Below are 17,388 nucleotides of genomic sequence, written 5' to 3'. Positions count from 1 at the left end.
CTATAAATGTTCGGGAAGGCGGGATATTCCTTGCGGACATTTTCTTTATTGAAAGGGCTGCCTGTTATGGAAGTAAAAACAGGCAATAAAATAGGCGTAGTAAGTGATTTATCCATTACAGGAGATGGGCTGGTAAAAGGATTATTGCTGCGAAAGGGTGCTCTGCTGAAAAAGAACTATCTGATCGGAATTGAAGATATAGCCTCCTTTGGATGGGATGGTGTAATGGTCGAAGATTCCTCTGTCCTAAGAGCAATTCCTAAGATTGAAGAATATACATTCGAAAGCCATAATCGATTAACTGGAAAGATGTTAATGAGCAGAGAAGGAGAGCGGCTTGGTTTGCTTGAAGATGTATATTTTTCGGAAGAATTGGGGACAATTGTAGGGTATGAACTGTCGGATGGCTTCTTTTCAGATGTGCTGGAAGGAAAACGCGTAATAAAAACAGATGCCCCCCCTGCAATTGGAAAAGATGCCATCATTGTAAATGTAAAATAGTGAGGTGTCTTTTCCATGCTAAAATGTCCGAATTGCCAAAGCAAAGATATCGGGAAAATAGGTATTAACCAATTCTATTGCTGGAATTGCTTTATTGAACTTTCATTGTCTAAAGGAGTCATTAATACACATCAAGTAGAGGAAGATGGAACACTCAGCTCCCTTGACGATTTATTTGAAGAAGACGAGCGCCGCTACCTTTCGTGAATCAGGACGAAAGAGGTGAGACAATTGAACAGAATGTTAACCTCTGCAATGTTAATTGGTGCAGGCATGGCAGCTTATAAATATGCTCAAAAAAACAACCTGATGTCAGGACGTCAGATGAAACGAATGCAAAAAAGAATAACAAAAGCCATTTTCTAAGTAGTTTTTAAGCTGACCCGAAGGAAACTAGGGTCAGCCTTTTTATTCGGAATAAAACGGGATTCATGCATAATTCAAGAATAATCTCTCAAAAATAAACAAAAGGAGGCAGACCCTATTGGATATTCGATGGAAATGGTACTACCGGCTTGGATTTCTGCTCCTTTTATTTATTGTTCTTTTTGTTTTTATAAAGCTTCAGGCTCTATGGATGCCAGTTTTGAAAATTTTTTTTGCTGTTTTCATTCCTTTTATTATTGGAGCTTTTATAACATATCTCCTTCATCCTATAGTGGAGAAATTACACGAATCGGGGCTCCATAGAGGAATAGCCGTTTTTATCATTTACTTTTTATTCTTCGGAGGAGTTGGTTTTGCTTTTTATAAAGGAATTCCAGCTTTTATCCATCAATTAAGAGACCTTGCTGAAAATGCTCCCCGGTTTGCTGATCAGTATCGTGGATGGGTTGATGTTATACAGCAAAAGACCTCAACATGGCCAGATGGCCTGCAGTCCAGAATTGATGATGGAATTATCGCAGTGGAAGGGACATTGGATAAACTGCTTACAAGAGTTATTGATTCACTGCTAAATATATTCAATTATGCTGTTATTATTGCTGTCATTCCATTTATCTCTTTTTACCTGCTGAAGGATTATACGGTTATGAAGAAGGCGGCCTGGTATCTAACTCCAAGAATTTGGAGGAAGGAAGGGGTTTTATTCTTAAGGGATATTGATAAGTCCCTTGGAAGCTATATTAGAGGGCAGCTCCTTGTATGTGCATCAATTGGAGCGATTTCCTCTTTACTTTTTTGGATATTTGGCATGCGTTATCCGCTCCTGCTTGGGCTGATTATCGGAATAACCAATGTAATCCCATATTTCGGCCCTATTATAGGAGCAGTACCTGCTGTCCTCATTGCATCCATACTCTCTGTAAAAATGATTGTCATTACCATTGCAATCATCATAGTACTTCAGTTCCTGGAGGGAAATATTCTATCGCCTCTAATTGTAGGCAAGAGTCTTCATATGCATCCGCTTTTGATCATGCTTGCTTTGCTTGCGGGCGGGGAGGCAGGAGGGATACTGGGACTGATCATTGCCGTTCCCATTTTGGCTGTTTTGAAAGTGAGTCTCATTCATGTCAGAAAACATTTTGCTAAGAAAACGGAAACCAAATTGTCTGGATCTTAATGGCTGTATTGACAAGGATCCTGAAAAGTCGCTATAATGCGTCTATAAAGATGCTGTTCAAAAAGTCCGGGAAAAAAGGCAGTTGAATCTCTGATTCCCGATACCTCCTTTTTGAACTTTAATGAACATTAAATTTAACATGAAAACATGTAGACGGAATGAGTATGTTAAAGACCATCTGCGTGGAATGGCCATCAGTTCATTTCACACAAGAGAGGGAGTTCCCAGGCTGAAAGGATTCCCAGATGAAGGATAACAGAAAGCTAATCCCGAGTGCAGTTAATCCCTGCCGTCTATCCGCGTTAAGGATCTGAGAGATGGAAACAGGCTAATTGCTTTCATGCCTTATTTCCATAATCAGGGTGGTACCGCGAGCAAGTTCTCGTCCCTGTCCAGGGATGAGGGCTTTTTTTGTTGCCATTATTAAGGTGATTCAAAAATACATAACTTATAGGAGGCTGGTTGAGATGAAACAATTAACAGGTGCAGAAATTCGCCGAATGTTTTTAGACTTTTTTAAGGAAAAGGGCCATGCTGTTGAACCCAGTGCATCACTTGTCCCACATGATGACCCTTCTCTTCTTTGGATTAACAGTGGAGTAGCAACTCTTAAAAAGTATTTTGATGGACGCGTGATTCCTGAGAATCCAAGAATCACAAATGCACAAAAATCAATCCGCACGAATGATATTGAAAATGTAGGAAAGACAGCAAGGCATCATACATTCTTTGAGATGCTCGGTAACTTTTCGATTGGCGACTATTTCAAAGAGGAAGCAATCATTTGGGCGTGGGAGTTTCTGACAGATGAAAAATGGATTGGGTTTGATGAAGAGAAGCTATCAGTAACCATTCATCCGGAAGATAATGAAGCATTTAGTATCTGGCGCGAAAAGGCAGGTGTTCCGGAAGAGAGGATCATTCGCCTGGAAGGGAATTTCTGGGATATCGGAGAGGGTCCAAGCGGTCCGAATACTGAAATTTTTTATGATCGCGGACCTGAATATGGAAATGACCTGGAAGATCCCGAATTATATCCTGGCGGGGAAAATGAGCGTTACTTAGAGGTCTGGAACCTTGTTTTTTCTGAATTCAACCATAACCCTGATGGAACCTACACGCCTCTCCCAAAGAAAAACATTGATACAGGCATGGGTCTTGAACGAATGGCATCAGTTGTTCAAAGTGTCCCTACCAACTTTGACACAGACCTGTTTATGCCAATTATACACGGAACGGAGGAGATCTCCGGCAAGAAATATAGTGCAGCAAAAGAAACAGATGTTGCATTTAAAGTCATTGCCGATCATATCCGGACGGTAGCGTTTGCAGTCGGTGACGGTGCACTGCCTTCAAACGAAGGGCGTGGATATGTACTTCGGAGATTACTTCGACGCGCGGTACGATATGCTAAACAAATAAATATCAATGAGCCATTCATGTTTGAACTTGTTCCGGTGGTTGGAGAAATCATGCAGGATTACTATCCGGAAGTAAAAGAGAAAACAGAGTTTATTCAAAAGGTAATCAAAAATGAAGAAGTACGTTTCCATGAAACGCTTCATGAAGGGCTGTCAATCCTTTCTTCCGTTATTAAAAAGGAAAAGGAAAAAGGAAATGATTTCATTCAGGGTGAAGATGTTTTCCGCCTTTACGATACTTACGGATTCCCGGTTGAACTGACAGAGGAATACGCAGAGGAAGAAGGCATGAAGGTCGACCATGACGGGTTTGAAAGGGAAATGGAAAGGCAGCGTGAACGTGCACGGTCAGCACGCCATGATGTAGATTCCATGCAAGTTCAAGGTGGCGTTTTAGGAGAATTGAAAACAGAGAGTGAATTTATTGGGTATGACAAGCACCAGACAGAAGCTAAAGTCGCAGCAATTGTGAAAGAAGGGCAATTAATCGAAGAAGCGCAGACTGGGGAAGAAGTTCAGCTAATTCTGGATGTAACGCCATTTTATGCTGAGAGCGGCGGTCAAATTGCTGATGAGGGAGTCCTGGAAGCTGAAGGTCTAAAAGTTGCCATTAAGGACGTCCAAAAAGCTCCAAACGGTCAAAACCTTCATAGAGCAGTAGTGGAAGATGGCACTTTAAAAACGGATGCATCCGTTTTTGCTTCCGTAAACGAGCAAACTCGTTCAAAGGTAATTAAAAATCATACTGCTACCCACTTGCTTCATCAGGCTCTAAAAGATGTGTTGGGCAGCCATGTAAACCAGGCAGGATCGTTAGTGGGACCTGATCGCCTGCGCTTTGACTTCTCCCATTTTGGACAGATCACAGCTGAAGAGCTTGAAAAGATTGAATCAATTGTAAATGCACAAATATGGCAAAGCCTAGATGTAGATATTGAGTACAAAGATATCGATGAAGCAAAATCAATGGGGGCTATGGCTCTATTTGGCGAGAAATACGGGAAGGTTGTCCGTGTAGTTCAGATTGGAGATTACAGTCTTGAACTTTGCGGGGGATGCCATGTTCTAAACACTGCCTCAATCGGATTATTTAAGATTCAATCAGAAAGCGGAATTGGAGCAGGAACACGCAGAATTGAGGCAGTTACAGGAGAGGCTGCATACAAACTGATGAATGATCAAATCCATTTATTAAAAGAAGCTGCAGGCAAACTTAAAACAAATCCTAAGGATTTGACACCAAGAATTGATGTTTTGCTGGGAGAAATGAAACAGCTTCAGCGCGAGAACGAATCATTAGCTGCAAAATTGGGTAATATTGAAGCAGGAAGCCTTGTATCGAAAGCCAAGGATATCAATGGAATAAAAGTCCTTGCCGAAAAAGTGCAAGCAGCAGATATGAATAATCTTCGCAGCATGGCTGATGACTTAAAACAAAAGCTTGAATCAGCTATAGTAGTATTAGGCAGTGTGAATGAGGGTAAAGTGAATATTATTGCAGGAGTGACAGATGATCTCATTAAGAAAGGCTTCCATGCCGGCAAAGCAGTTAAAGAAGTCGCTTCCCGATGCGGCGGAGGCGGCGGCGGCCGTCCGGACATGGCGCAAGCCGGCGGAAAAGACCCAGAAAAACTTGATAACGCCCTGCAATTTGTAGAAGAATGGGTTAAATCCGTTTGATATCCCGAAAAAGTAGTGTAAAATGAAGGTAACCATGAGAGATTGTTCAAAATCAGGAAGAGTCAGCTTGTTCTGCACCATGTTTCCTGGCAGGAACAAGATCGTTTATTAATCGCTCTGTATACTCAGGCAGCTTCAACATGCCAAACCGTTATGAAGAATTGGACAAGCTGGATGTTCACCGGATGTTGGCAATCTAAAACCTGCAAAACCGGGTGAATTAGGTACCCCAATCTTCGTACAGAAAAAGCGAGGTGTAAGAAATGAGCTCATTTGATAAAACAATGAGGTTCAATTTTCCTGAAGAACCAATTGAACAAGATGTGAATGAAGTCCTTTTTCAGGTGTATGGTGCGCTTCAGGAAAAAGGATATAACCCAATTAACCAAATTGTCGGTTACCTGCTGTCCGGGGATCCAGCTTACATTCCCCGCCATAAGGATGCAAGAAACATCATCCGCAAGCTCGAACGGGACGAGATTATTGAAGAATTGGTAAAATCATACTTAAAACAGCAGCGTGAGGGGTAAACATGCGGACTATGGGATTGGATGTCGGCTCTAAGACAGTCGGTGTCGCTCTAAGCGATGCGCTTGGATGGACGGCGCAAGGCTTGGAAACCATCAAAATCAACGAAGAGGAAAAAAAGTTTGGTTTTGAGAGAATTGGTGAAATAATAAAGGAGCATGAAGTCAGTAAAATTGTCGTCGGGTTGCCAAAAAACATGAATGGCACCATTGGCCCTCGCGGAGAGGCAAGCAAGTTTTATGCATCAGAGCTCGAAAAGCTATTTGGCCTGCCAGTTGTGTTATGGGACGAGCGTCTATCCACGATAGCAGCGGAAAGAGTTTTGCTTGAAGCTGATGTCAGCCGTAAAAAACGGAAAAAGGTCATTGATAAAATGGCAGCCGTCATGATTTTACAAGGCTTTTTAAATAGCCAAAATTAATGAGGTGAAAGAAATGAACCATGGAGACAACAACATTACAGTAATTGATGAGGAAGGCAACGAACAGCTGTGTGAAGTATTGTTCACGTTTGATTCAGAGGAGTTTGGAAAATCATACGTTCTTTACTACCCTGTTGGGGCAGATGAAAATGACGATGAAGAAATCGAAATTCATGCATCTGCTTTCAGTCCAAGCGAAGACAGCAAGGACGGAGAATTGCAGCCAATCGAGACTGAAGAAGAATGGGACCTGATTGAGGAAATGCTTAATACATTCCTTGATGAGCAAGAAGATTAATAAAAATACCGGCCTGAGAGCCGGTATTTTTATTTTGGCTAAAAGATTCTTCTCTTACGGGGAAGAGAGATCCTTTTTCTTACAGTTAAAAAATACTTTATCAGCAAATTTCAGCAAATTTAGTGGAAATAATTGGCGGATCCTATGGTTTTTTGTTATATCCTGCGACTTCAAAAAGAAAATATAGTATAATAATCCGAGATGTATAGAAGAACAAAGAGACTATATAGTTTTTCTTAGGCCTGTTGGCAAGCATACCGGCAGTTTTCACTTGAATTTTTAAACCAGAGATATGGATAAATCCTGTCTTTGCATGATAGAGCCAACGTCTATGGGATCGGAGGGGATTTGTGATGTCGACAGAAGGGAAAAAGGGAAAGAAGGAAGTTATCCGGGAAAAAATGATCGAACGGCAAAGCGAAGCGAAAGTTGTGCGTAAAATTGTTTTAATTGTAGCCATTATTTTATTTATATCAGCTGTTGCGGTGCTTGGCGGAGGTTATTTTTATATTAATTCAGCTTTGAAGCCGGCTGATCCAGACAGTGGCCAATCAAAGAAAGTAGAAATTCCTATCGGTTCCTCTGTAACCGGTATCGCTAATATTCTAGAAGAACATGGAATCATAAAAGATGCACGAGTCTTTAAATATTATGTAAAGTTCAAAAATGAAGCCGGATTTATGGCTGGTGAATATGAATTGAAGCCTTCCATGACGATGCCTGAAATACTGGATAGCTTAAAAACGGGGAAAGTGATGGAAGAGCTGGTCTTTAAAATTACTATTCCAGAAGGGAAGCAGCTTGAGCAGATTGCTGGTATCATTGGTGAAAAAATTAATAAACAGCCGGAAGAGGTTTTTGAGAAACTGAATGACAAGGCTTTTATTAAATCCTTAATGGCGGAATATCCTAATGTGCTAACAGAAGAAATCTTAGCTGAAAATATCAAATATCCTTTGGAAGGATATTTATTTCCTGCAACTTATCCATTTTATAAAGAAGATGTGACAGTAGAAGAAGTGGTGAAAGTTATGCTTGATAAAACAAAATCTGTCATTGATAAATACCGGGGAGATATGGAACAGAAGGAATTCACACCTCATAAACTATTGACCATGGCGTCGCTGATTGAGGAAGAAGCAACAGAAAAAGTGGACCGCGATCAGATTGCAAGTGTGTTTTACAACCGGATTGAAACGGGCATGCCGCTTCAGACGGATCCAACAGTCCTTTATGCAAAAGGGGAACATAAAGCAAGGGTTCTATATAAGGATTTGGAAGTCGATTCTCCGTACAACACCTATAAGTATCCAGGCCTGACACCTGGACCAATTGCGAATGCAGGTGTATCATCAATTGAAGCTTCATTGCTTCCTGCTGAAACCGACTACCTATACTTCCTTGCTACATCCACAGGAGATGTATTGTTTTCAAAGACATTGGATGAGCATAATCAAAAAAAAGCACAGCATATTACGAACAATTAAGATGCCAAAAAAAGGGGAACGCTCGAAAATATAGCATTCCCCTTTTTATTATGGTAAAATAGATCAGGTGTTTTAATAGAGCTTTGCGATAGCGTATATCACGGACAAGCATGGAGAACGGCCTTGCCGCCAGAATGCAGCACTGCGCATTTTCACATCCTATCTGTGAACGCTATTTTTTCATGTTTAAAAAGAAAAGCGGAGGCGACTTCCTTAACTATAAATTATATCCATAACAGACTTGAGGTGATGCCAGCTTGAAGAATGATAGGCTGCATGCATATATAGAGGAAATAATTCCGGAAAGACCGGACCTGTTTAAAAAAATGGAGACCTACGCCAAAGATCATAACGTACCCATTATGGAGCTTGCAGGAATAGAGGCGATGCTTCAGCTTTTGCGTATACAAAATCCTGAAACGATTTTGGAGGTCGGTACAGCAATTGGTTATTCAGCACTAAGGATGGCCTATGCAATACCTGATGCAAAAATTGTAACGATTGAACGAGATGCTGAGCGTTATCAGCTTGCCGAGCAAAATATTAAGGAAGCCGGAAAGAATGAGCAAATTCTGATTATAAAGGGAGATGCTCTTGAAACAGAGGAGGACGCTATGCACCATGGCCCGTATGACGCCATTTTTATCGATGCGGCAAAAGGCCAATATCAGCGTTTCTTTGAAATGTATTCACGTTTTCTTTCTGATGACGGAATGATTATTACAGATAATGTTCTTTTTAAAGGACTTGTTTGTGAGTCTGAAATTGAGAACAAGCGTATTCGGAATCTGGTTAAAAAGATTGATGGTTATAATAAATGGTTAATGAGTCATTCTGAGTACTACACAGTTATTGTGCCCGTAGGGGATGGAGTGGCAATTAGTAAAAAGAGGTGAAAGTGATGAAAAAACCTGAACTACTAGTGACACCAAAGAGGGTTGAAGATTTGATTCCACTAATGTCAGCTGGTGCCGATGCGCTTGTTGTTGGTGAACAAAGATACGGCTTAAGGCTTGCCGGAGAGTTCTCAAGAGAAGATGTTAAAAAAGCAGTGGAAATCGCTCATGAGCAAGGAAAAAAAGTGTATGTGGCCATGAATGCGCTTTTCCATAATGATAAAGTGCCGGAGCTTGAGGGTTATATCCGTTTTTTAAAAGGGATCAATGCAGATGCAATCATCTTTGGAGATCCGGCCGTCTTAATGGCCGCACGTCAAGCAGCACCTGACATGAAGCTGCATTGGAATACAGAAACAACGGCAACAAACTGGTATACATGCAATTACTGGGGCAGAAAGGGAGCTGCCCGTGCAGTTCTTGCACGAGAGATCAATATGGATGCCATAATTGAAATAAAAGAAAATGCTGAGGTTGAAATTGAAGTGCAGGTGCATGGAATGACAGCGATGTTCCAATCAAAGCGTTCTCTGCTTGGAAATTACTATGAATACCAGGGCAAGGCAATGGAAGTCGAGAATCGCAAACAGGAAAAAAATATGTTCCTTCATGATAAAGAACGTGAAAATAAATATCCGATTTTTGAAGATGAAAATGGAACTCATATTATGAGCCCAAATGATATCTGCATTATTGATGAACTGCAGGAGATGATGGAAGCCGGAGTTGATTCATTTAAAATAGAGGGAGTCTTAAAAAGCCCGGAATATATCATTGAGGTTACTAAAATTTATAGGAAAGCAATCGATGCATTTGCTGAAGATCCGGATCAATATGATGAAATCAAAGTTGATCTCTTAGCTGAAATAGAGAAGATTCAGCCGTCCAACCGTCCGCTTGATACAGGATTCTTCTTCAAAGAAACGGTATACTAATCAGCGCTTCTTAGTCTGCGGTATATCAAAATTAAATGATTAGAAAAAGGAGGCAGCTATAATGACAGCGGTAAAAGATACTATTTCCGAAATTGTCAATGGCAAAAGGGTTATTGTGAAGAAGCCTGAATTGCTTGCTCCGGCAGGAAATCTAGAAAAGCTGAAAATTGCCGTCCATTATGGAGCTGACGCAGTATTTATCGGCGGACAGGAATACGGGCTGCGTTCAAACGCAGGCAATTTCACTTTTGAAGAAATGAAAGAAGGCGTTGAATTCGCTAAAAAATATGGGGCGAAAATTTATGTTACAACAAATATTTTCGCGCATAATGAAAATATTGATGGTCTCGAAGACTACCTTCTTGGTCTTAAGGACGCAGGGGTTGCAGGGATTATAGTTGCAGATCCGCTTATTATTGAAACGTGCCGCCGTGTGGCACCTGAAATTGAAGTGCATTTAAGCACACAGCAATCTTTATCCAACTGGAAGGCTGTTCAGTTCTGGAAGGAAGAAGGGCTGGAGCGTGTCGTTCTTGCACGTGAAACAAGTGCAGAAGAAATTAAGGAGATGAAGGAAAAGGTTGATATTGAAATTGAAACCTTTATCCACGGTGCGATGTGTATTGCTTATTCCGGACGGTGTACGCTGAGCAATCACATGACAGCCCGTGACTCTAACCGCGGCGGATGCTGCCAGTCATGCCGATGGGATTATGACCTGTATCAGCTTGAGGGCGAACAAGAGATTCCATTATATGGGGAAGGAGATGCTCCTTTTGCCATGAGCCCTAAAGATTTGAAGTTAATCGAATCGATTCCGCGCATGATTGAGTTGGGAATTGACAGTTTAAAAATAGAAGGACGCATGAAATCCATCCATTATATAGCTACAGTAGTAAGTGTATATCGAAAAGTAATTGACGCTTATTGCGCTGACCCTGAAAACTTTAAAATTAAGCAGGAATGGCTAGAAGAGCTGGACAAATGTGCTAATCGCGAAACAGCGACTGCTTTCTTTGAAGGGGTTCCGGGGTATAAAGAGCAAATGTTTGGAAATCATAGCAAAAAGACGAATTTTGATTTCGTTGGCTTAGTTCTTGATTACAATCATGAGTCACAGATTGTTACGATGCAGCAGCGAAATAACTTTAAGCCTGGGCAGGAAGTTGAATTTTTCGGTCCTGAAATTGAAAACTTCACACAAGTCATCGATAAAATTTGGGATGAAAAAGGAAATGAGCTGGATGCAGCACGCCATCCGCTTCAAATTGTTCAATTTAAGGTTGAAAGTCCGGTATACCCTAACAACATGATGCGAAAGGAGCTCTAACCGAATGAAGCGCAAACCCGTTGTAATTGGGGTAGCCGGCGGTTCCGGCTCTGGAAAAACAAGCGTAACAAAAGCGATTTATGACCGTTTCGAAGGGCATTCAATTCTTATGATTGAACAGGATTATTATTATAAAGATCAGACGCACTTGCCTTTTGAAGAGAGGTTGAAGACGAATTATGATCATCCGCTTGCATTTGATAACGACTTGCTCATTAAGCATATTGAAAGTCTGCTTCGTTATGAACCGATTAACAAGCCTGTTTATGATTATGCCATGCATACAAGGTCTGAAGACATAATTGAAGTCAAACCAAAGGATGTAATCATCTTAGAAGGTATTCTGATACTTGAGGATGAAAGGCTCCGTAATCTGATGGATATGAAATTGTATGTAGATACGGATGCAGACCTGCGGATCATCCGACGATTATTTAGGGATATAAAAGAGCGCGGACGTACCATGGATTCAGTGATTGAACAATATGTAAATGTTGTCCGTCCAATGCATAATCAATTTATTGAGCCAACCAAAAGATACGCAGATATCATTATTCCGGAAGGCGGGCATAACTACGTTGCCATCGATTTAATGGTCACAAAAATTCAAACAATTCTTGAACAAAAGTTATTTTTATGAAACAATAGCATAGAAAATGTGCAATAGGATTCATTATTTTTTAAAACCCAGGCTGCTTTAAGCTTCTGCTTTTCATCGCATCCTGTTTGATTGGAGCAGCAATCTGCAGGCAGCTTAATAAAGCTAAAAAATGATAAAATGCGCGCCCTTTAAAGAGGACGCGCTCCTATTCATTTTCCTAAAAATTGATATAAAGAAGTACATACTTTTATAGAACACATACTGTAAAGAATGTGTAATTCGAAGGAGTGAAGGTTTTGGCTACAGAAAAAGTTTTCCCAATGACACAAGCAGGTAAAGAAAAGCTTGAGCAGGAGTTAGAATATTTAAAATCGGTTAAGCGTAAAGAAGTGGTGGAGCGTATAAAAATCGCAAGAAGCTTTGGAGATTTATCCGAAAACTCCGAGTATGATTCTGCAAAAGAAGAGCAGGCATTTGTAGAAGGCCGTATTACAACACTAGAAAATATGATCCGCAACGCGAAAATTATACAGGAAGAAGCAATGGCTGGCGATATTGTAGCCCTCGGCCGCTCAGTAACTTTTGTTGAACTTCCTGAAGGTGATGAAGAAACATACACAATTGTAGGAAGTGCAGAGGCAGATCCTTTTGAAGGAAAAATCTCCAATGATTCTCCTATTGCAAAAAGCCTGATTGGCCGTACGGTTGGAGATGAGGTAACTGTTCAAACTCCTGGCGGAGAAATGAACGTTCGTATTATTTCTATTAAATAAGTTAATTGAAAGTGGTTTGAAATAAGAAAACCTCGTCAAGACTTTTGACGAGGTGTTTTTTATGTGGAGGAAAAGAGCAGCTGGCTGGCTTATTATTAGTTTTATGGGTTTATGTTTATTATTGGGAAGGCTGATTCAGCTGCAGCTGATATCAACGGAACATTTCACAGACAGAGAAATTAATCTGCTTGAAGCAAGTGTCAGCCAGAGATCTCAGGAAATGGTGATCGATACGGGCAGGGGGAATTTTTTGGATCGAAACGGCAATCCGCTGACTCATGAGAATATACCTGTTCTTATTTTATTTCCCTTTCTGGCTAAAATGGAATGGAATGTGAAACAGATTTCAGAAATAACAGGGGCATCCGAGTATTCTCTAAAATATTCAGTGGAAAATGCAAAGGAGCCTTTTGCTTTTGGTAAACCAGCACCTCTCCAGCTGACAGAGGAACAGATGGAGGATATCAATGCATTGAAGATTCCAGGTGTTTTTGCTGTTAAGAAGAAGTATAATCTTTTAGAAAATCCAGCTGCACAATTAATAGGAATTACTGGTCAAAATCAAAACCTTTTGAAAGACCGATATCCTGAAAAAGAGCTATCTATAAGCACTATGGTGGGCCTAACCGGCATGGAGAGAAGCTTTGATGAGTTTTTGCTTCCGGAAGGTGCATCCAAGCTTGTCTATCATGTGGATGCTATTGGAGGGCCGTTGTTTGGCATTAATGTAAAGTATGTGGAACCTGCTAACCCATTCTATCCAGTTAATATTAAAACAACCTTGGATTATGATGTGCAAATGATGGCTGAAAATTTAGCTGATCAGCATGGAATTAAAAGAGGGGGCATTGTTCTCCTTGATATCGATACAAACTCGGTATTAGCAATGGTATCGCGTCCGTCCATTAATAAAGAAGATCCATTTGATAATGAAAATGGCGGGACAGCCAACCATATGATAAAACAGCAAATTATGGGATCGGTTTTTAAAACTGTCGTTGCTGCAGCTGCTATTGACCATGGATTGGATGATCCGGCCAGACAATTTGATTGCAGTAAAAAAATCAATGGACAACTTGACACAAATTATCAGCATGGAATGCTTAATTTCAACGAGAGCTTTGCCAGAAGCTGTAATAATACATTTGCTACAGTAGCAAAAGAATTAAAGGATATCAATCCCGAACTTCTGGAGGAATATGCCCAGAAACTATCCTTAATTGGTCCAGTTACCTGGAAAGGGAATATCTATCACTTCAATGATTTCAAACAGCTTCAGGACGAGGAGCAAGGCAGAGTATTTCTAACTGATGAGGCTAAGAAGGACAGCAACTTTGTTGCCTTGACAGGAATCGGTCAGCATGAATCAAGGGCAACACCGCTTGCAATTGCTAATATGATGGCCACCATCGCAAGAGGAGGTCGAAAGGAAATGGTCCGGGTTGCTTCTGAAATTGAATATAAGAACAGTACCTCTCTTTTGGAGTTTAAGGAACAAAAGTTGGAAGGGGATGTGATGGCACCCTATACAGCCATGAAGCTTCAAAGACTTCTCAGAGAGGTAGTAATCAATGAAGATGGCACCGGCAGATGGTTTAAGGAGCTTCCATATGAGGTTGCCGGCAAATCAGGTACTGCTGAAACAGGACGGATTGTAGACGGCAAGCAGCTCCATAATAAATGGTTTGCAGGTTATTTTCCTTACAAAAATCCCAAGTATGCTCTTGTAACGGTAAATCTGGGCGTAACAGAGGATACAGGAGGAGTAAATCCGCTTTTTGCCGATATGGTGAAAGGGATATACAACTATAATCATACAGAGGAAACTCCGCCCTTTGGCTCTACTGACTAGAATCCTATTATGATATATTATAACTTTCGGGGAACAAAGGCGTCCCCTATAATGATAAGTGGACTATAAAGGTTATTTCTTTTAAGATAGCCACCGGTCATGTTAGAATGTTCTCAGCCGGAAATTCTGCTGGGGCTATAAAAGCGTTTTTTTGGTTTTTTTAAGCGCTTCTTAGATTGAGCGAAGGGCATTTGATCCTCGAAAGTGCTATCGCATTTCCTTCGTGAGGTGTTTATTTAAGGATGGAATTCAATGCCCTCTCGAGGAGAGGGAGCGGGAGGCTCCCGTTCCTCCCCGCGGTTCGCTACGTGCCAGGAGCGGAAATTAACGGGCATAGTTATATTACAAAATGACATTTATGATAAAAGAGGCTAGTGAAAAGAGCTATTGTAAAATAATCCTAATTTAAGTTGGGGAGGAGAAAGCCTTGAAAGGGAATGAATCCAGAGAGTCCCGTTTGGGCAAACGTGAAAAAAGAAAAAAAACGAATATCGTTTTGAATAGTTTAATTGCTCTAGTGATTTTATTAATAATCGTTGTATCTGCAAAAATCTTCTTCGGCGGGAACAATGATGACGATCTGCAGGCTGAGGAGCAAACTGCATCAGAAAATGAAGTGAGAGAAGACGATAATAAAGAAGACGGGCAAACGAGTGATGCTGAAAAAGACAAAAAAAATAATGAAGATGTAGAAAAGGATCAAAAAGAGGCAGAGAATGAGAGCGAAGAGCAAGCGGCTGAGGAAGAATCAGAAGATGAAAATGAAAAAGTCGTAACCGAAGGCGGAAGTTCTCCGGATGTAGAAAAAACGATTGAAAACCCAGCATGGAAACCGGTTGGCACCTCTCAAACGGGCGAGCACACGGCTGTTTATGATCAGAATGCTGTGGATTGGCAGGAAATGCTCCAGGCAATATCGTATGCAACTGGAGTTGACCAAGGCAATATGACAGTATGGTTTCTGGGCAATAATGGTCAGAATAAATCGGTAGGAACCATTTCAACCAAAGACCAAAGCGAGAAATACCGAGTCTATATTGACTGGGTCGATAGCCAGGGCTGGAAGCCAGTAAAGGTAGAGGTATTAAATGAAATAAATTAAGATAAGCGCAGGGCGTCTAGAGCTAGACTGTTATCAAAGTTCAAAAGGATATAAAATCTAATATTTTATAATAAAGGACGCCAAGCGTCCTTATTTTTTTGCCTTAAAATGAACAACAGCAGAATAATAGGGTCTGCCGCTTTCGTCGAGTTGCATTTGATGGGAAACATGGTGGACAGAAAGCAGAATTGCTTTATTATGTTCGATTTGGGTATTTATTTTTTTTTCAAGCTCCTTTAAAGTTGGGGCCTCATAAAACTCAACTTTATCTTCCATTAATTCAAACTGAAAGTTCATAGACTTCGTCATCCTTTCTTAAGCTTAGCCAAACAATTTCTATCATATATTTTAGTTCTGTCACGTCATTCTGGCAAATTTCTATATTAATTTCAATTGAGCATAAGCTGCTGAATTTTATGGGAAGCTGATATATAATAGAATTTTGAATTATGGTAAAGATCCCAGCGGTGATGGTAGAATTGAATTTGCGGCAGGATAGAAATCCCTGACCGCTTACATACAAAGCAGGCAGCATCATATTTTAAGAATCAGCAATTGATTAAGTTTAAGTCAGTTTCGTTATCAATGGCAATATTAGTATTTTAAAAAAAATGAAAGAGGTTTTATGATGAAGATAGCGATTATTGGAGCAATGGAAGAGGAAGTTACTTTACTCAGAGACAAAATAGAAGAGAAAGGCCAGGAAACGATTGCAGGATGCGAGTACACAACAGGGCAGATGAATGGAGCGGAAGTTGTCCTGCTTCGTTCAGGCATTGGCAAAGTAAATGCTGCTATGTCAACTGCAATTCTTTTGGAACGCTTTAAACCTGATTATGTCATTAATACTGGATCGGCTGGCGGCTTTCACCCTGATTTAAATGTGGGGGATGTTATTATTTCGAACGAGGTTAGGCATCATGATGTTGATGTAACAGCATTTGGCTATGAATACGGGCAAGTACCTCAATTACCGGCAGCATTTGAAGCAGATAGGAGACTTGTACAAATTGCTGAAGCATGTGCTAAAGAAAGTGGGGATATCCAGGTTGTCAGAGGGTTAATCGCAACAGGTGATTCCTTCATGAACGATCCAGCAAGAGTAGATTATATCCGGGATAAATTTACAGACTTGCAGGCAGTAGAAATGGAAGCGGCAGCCATTGCACAGGTTTCATATCAATTTGATACTCCTTTTGTAGTCATTCGCTCACTTTCTGATATTGCTGGAAAAGAGTCTGATATTTCGTTTGAGCAATTTCTGGAAAAAGCAGCACTCCATTCAGCCACTTTGGTTATAAAAATGGTGGAAGCCATTAACGAAAGTAGCCAAGTAAACAATTTAATAATAAGAGGCAAAATCGGTCATGAATGAAGGCTGACTTTGCCTTTTGAATTACCTTCTTATGCTTACAATATTTACAACACCTTTTAAGCCTCTTTCTATGTTAAAGTAGGACTATAGTCTTTCAAAAAGACCGATCTTAGAAGGTGATAAAAAATGAAAAATGAAGCAAAACGTTTATTTGAGAAAATGGTGGACTTCAAGCGGTTTGCTATTGCTATGCTTGCTGTCGGCTCATTTTTTTACATGGGTTTAATCATTCCGGATACTGCAAATACAATGTCTGAATTATATATAATGGCTGGATCATCTTCCGTATTCCTGATCGGTTCTATTTATTTCTTTGTGCTTTCCAAACATTGCCGCACAAAACTGAATGAAACAGATGAAGGCCAGGAATTTTTGATGAAAAAATAATAAACTTTCAACGCCCGAATTTTGGGCGTTTTTTTAATGTTGAAAAAAGTAAAGATTTAACAAAAAAAGGTTTACAAACTAGATAAATGTGGATATAATTACCAATGTAAGTGAAAAATTCTAACAAGGAGGTCGAATGACATGATGTTAAAAGAAATTGTATCAAATGCAAAGCAAAATAATGATATGACGAATTCGACCTATAATGGAATGGCTCGCTTAATTTATTGACAT

Annotated in this window: 19 protein-coding genes; 18 read left to right on the top strand and 1 reads right to left on the bottom strand. The window is 40.3% G+C overall.

Going from position 1 to position 17,388, the window contains the following annotated elements:
- The first annotated feature begins 30 nt into the window (after window positions 1-30).
- The 16 genes from NCCP133_RS02245 (at window position 31) to NCCP133_RS02170 (ending at window position 15,392) form a co-directional block, all read left to right on the top strand.
- A complete protein-coding gene (locus NCCP133_RS02245; protein ID WP_264803331.1) occupies window positions 31-501 on the top strand; it encodes a PRC-barrel domain-containing protein in 471 nt (156 codons plus the stop codon).
- A 15-nt stretch (window positions 502-516) separates the two neighbouring features.
- Entirely contained in the window at window positions 517-708 is a 192-nt protein-coding gene (locus tag NCCP133_RS02240; RefSeq protein WP_264803330.1) for a hypothetical protein, read from the top strand.
- A gap of 33 nt (window positions 709-741) precedes the next feature.
- Window positions 742-867: a YrzQ family protein gene (locus tag NCCP133_RS02235; RefSeq protein WP_309298032.1), complete on the top strand. Its 126-nt coding sequence runs from the start codon at window positions 742-744 to the stop codon at window positions 865-867.
- A gap of 118 nt (window positions 868-985) precedes the next feature.
- A complete protein-coding gene (locus tag NCCP133_RS02230) occupies window positions 986-2,068 on the top strand; it encodes an AI-2E family transporter (RefSeq protein WP_264803328.1) in 1,083 nt (360 codons plus the stop codon).
- A gap of 467 nt (window positions 2,069-2,535) precedes the next feature.
- On the top strand, window positions 2,536-5,169 hold the full coding sequence (alaS, locus tag NCCP133_RS02225; RefSeq protein WP_264803327.1) for an alanine--tRNA ligase: 2,634 nt from the start codon (window positions 2,536-2,538) through the stop codon (window positions 5,167-5,169).
- 263 nt (window positions 5,170-5,432) lie between these two features.
- The gene (locus NCCP133_RS02220; RefSeq protein WP_009333061.1) at window positions 5,433-5,699 is read left to right on the top strand and encodes an IreB family regulatory phosphoprotein; all 267 of its coding nucleotides are present in this window, start codon (window positions 5,433-5,435) and stop codon (window positions 5,697-5,699) included.
- A 2-nt stretch (window positions 5,700-5,701) separates the two neighbouring features.
- On the top strand, window positions 5,702-6,118 hold the full coding sequence (gene ruvX, locus NCCP133_RS02215; RefSeq protein ID WP_264803326.1) for a Holliday junction resolvase RuvX: 417 nt from the start codon (window positions 5,702-5,704) through the stop codon (window positions 6,116-6,118).
- Between the two features lie 13 nt (window positions 6,119-6,131).
- Window positions 6,132-6,416 (top strand): DUF1292 domain-containing protein, encoded by a 285-nt coding sequence (locus NCCP133_RS02210; RefSeq protein ID WP_009333059.1) that lies wholly within the window; start codon window positions 6,132-6,134, stop codon window positions 6,414-6,416.
- Window positions 6,417-6,769: 353 nt separating this feature from the next.
- Window positions 6,770-7,903 carry an endolytic transglycosylase MltG gene (gene mltG / locus NCCP133_RS02205; protein ID WP_264803645.1) on the top strand — a complete coding sequence of 378 codons (1,134 nt, stop codon included), beginning with the start codon at window positions 6,770-6,772 and terminating at the stop codon, window positions 7,901-7,903.
- 257 nt (window positions 7,904-8,160) lie between these two features.
- A complete protein-coding gene (locus NCCP133_RS02200; protein WP_264803325.1) occupies window positions 8,161-8,799 on the top strand; it encodes an O-methyltransferase in 639 nt (212 codons plus the stop codon).
- A gap of 5 nt (window positions 8,800-8,804) precedes the next feature.
- Complete coding sequence (locus NCCP133_RS02195; RefSeq protein WP_264803324.1) at window positions 8,805-9,734, top strand: peptidase U32 family protein; 930 nt, start codon at window positions 8,805-8,807, stop codon at window positions 9,732-9,734.
- A 61-nt stretch (window positions 9,735-9,795) separates the two neighbouring features.
- Window positions 9,796-11,064: a peptidase U32 family protein gene (locus NCCP133_RS02190; protein WP_264803323.1), complete on the top strand. Its 1,269-nt coding sequence runs from the start codon at window positions 9,796-9,798 to the stop codon at window positions 11,062-11,064.
- A 4-nt stretch (window positions 11,065-11,068) separates the two neighbouring features.
- A complete protein-coding gene (udk, locus tag NCCP133_RS02185) occupies window positions 11,069-11,704 on the top strand; it encodes a uridine kinase (RefSeq protein ID WP_264803322.1) in 636 nt (211 codons plus the stop codon).
- Between the two features lie 257 nt (window positions 11,705-11,961).
- Complete coding sequence (gene greA, locus NCCP133_RS02180) at window positions 11,962-12,438, top strand: transcription elongation factor GreA (RefSeq protein ID WP_264803321.1); 477 nt, start codon at window positions 11,962-11,964, stop codon at window positions 12,436-12,438.
- A gap of 61 nt (window positions 12,439-12,499) precedes the next feature.
- On the top strand, window positions 12,500-14,290 hold the full coding sequence (locus tag NCCP133_RS02175) for a peptidoglycan D,D-transpeptidase FtsI family protein (RefSeq protein WP_264803320.1): 1,791 nt from the start codon (window positions 12,500-12,502) through the stop codon (window positions 14,288-14,290).
- 427 nt (window positions 14,291-14,717) lie between these two features.
- Window positions 14,718-15,392, top strand: coding sequence for a YrrS family protein (locus tag NCCP133_RS02170; RefSeq protein ID WP_264803319.1), 675 nt, complete (start codon window positions 14,718-14,720; stop codon window positions 15,390-15,392).
- A 90-nt stretch (window positions 15,393-15,482) separates the two neighbouring features.
- Here NCCP133_RS02170 and NCCP133_RS02165 read toward each other — a convergent pair whose 3' ends face one another.
- The gene (locus NCCP133_RS02165) at window positions 15,483-15,689 is read right to left on the bottom strand and encodes a YrzA family protein (RefSeq protein WP_264803318.1); all 207 of its coding nucleotides are present in this window, start codon (window positions 15,687-15,689) and stop codon (window positions 15,483-15,485) included.
- A gap of 331 nt (window positions 15,690-16,020) precedes the next feature.
- On the opposite strand from NCCP133_RS02165, the gene mtnN reads away from it, so the two are divergent.
- Together mtnN and NCCP133_RS02155 are read left to right on the top strand one after the other, a co-directional pair.
- On the top strand, window positions 16,021-16,767 hold the full coding sequence (mtnN, locus tag NCCP133_RS02160; RefSeq protein WP_264803317.1) for a 5'-methylthioadenosine/S-adenosylhomocysteine nucleosidase: 747 nt from the start codon (window positions 16,021-16,023) through the stop codon (window positions 16,765-16,767).
- A 126-nt stretch (window positions 16,768-16,893) separates the two neighbouring features.
- Window positions 16,894-17,154 (top strand): YrhC family protein, encoded by a 261-nt coding sequence (locus tag NCCP133_RS02155; RefSeq protein WP_264803316.1) that lies wholly within the window; start codon window positions 16,894-16,896, stop codon window positions 17,152-17,154.
- The last annotated feature ends 234 nt before the right edge of the window (window positions 17,155-17,388 follow it).

Origin of the sequence: Cytobacillus sp. NCCP-133, from assembly GCF_026011715.1 — a bacterium.
In the GTDB taxonomy this organism is placed as follows: domain Bacteria; phylum Bacillota; class Bacilli; order Bacillales; family Cytobacillaceae; genus Cytobacillus.
The sequence above is the reverse complement of the archived record's forward strand: the minus strand, read 5'-3'. Positions and strand labels throughout refer to the sequence as shown.

What these genes read in the sequence shown, in the direction of transcription:
- NCCP133_RS02240 (WP_264803330.1), top strand. Translation starts at nt 517, where the DNA reads ATGCTAAAATGTCCGAATTGCCAAAGCAAAGATATCGGGAAAATAGGT.
- NCCP133_RS02235 (WP_309298032.1), top strand. Translation starts at nt 742, where the DNA reads ATGTTAACCTCTGCAATGTTAATTGGTGCAGGCATGGCAGCTTATAAA.
- alaS (WP_264803327.1), top strand. Translation starts at nt 2,536, where the DNA reads ATGAAACAATTAACAGGTGCAGAAATTCGCCGAATGTTTTTAGACTTT.
- NCCP133_RS02220 (WP_009333061.1), top strand. Translation starts at nt 5,433, where the DNA reads ATGAGCTCATTTGATAAAACAATGAGGTTCAATTTTCCTGAAGAACCA.
- ruvX (WP_264803326.1), top strand. Translation starts at nt 5,702, where the DNA reads ATGCGGACTATGGGATTGGATGTCGGCTCTAAGACAGTCGGTGTCGCT.
- NCCP133_RS02210 (WP_009333059.1), top strand. Translation starts at nt 6,132, where the DNA reads ATGAACCATGGAGACAACAACATTACAGTAATTGATGAGGAAGGCAAC.
- mltG (WP_264803645.1), top strand. Translation starts at nt 6,770, where the DNA reads ATGTCGACAGAAGGGAAAAAGGGAAAGAAGGAAGTTATCCGGGAAAAA.
- NCCP133_RS02195 (WP_264803324.1), top strand. Translation starts at nt 8,805, where the DNA reads ATGAAAAAACCTGAACTACTAGTGACACCAAAGAGGGTTGAAGATTTG.
- NCCP133_RS02190 (WP_264803323.1), top strand. Translation starts at nt 9,796, where the DNA reads ATGACAGCGGTAAAAGATACTATTTCCGAAATTGTCAATGGCAAAAGG.
- udk (WP_264803322.1), top strand. Translation starts at nt 11,069, where the DNA reads ATGAAGCGCAAACCCGTTGTAATTGGGGTAGCCGGCGGTTCCGGCTCT.
- NCCP133_RS02175 (WP_264803320.1), top strand. Translation starts at nt 12,500, where the DNA reads ATGTGGAGGAAAAGAGCAGCTGGCTGGCTTATTATTAGTTTTATGGGT.
- NCCP133_RS02165 (WP_264803318.1), bottom strand. Translation starts at nt 15,689, where the DNA reads ATGAACTTTCAGTTTGAATTAATGGAAGATAAAGTTGAGTTTTATGAG.
- mtnN (WP_264803317.1), top strand. Translation starts at nt 16,021, where the DNA reads ATGAAGATAGCGATTATTGGAGCAATGGAAGAGGAAGTTACTTTACTC.
- NCCP133_RS02155 (WP_264803316.1), top strand. Translation starts at nt 16,894, where the DNA reads ATGAAAAATGAAGCAAAACGTTTATTTGAGAAAATGGTGGACTTCAAG.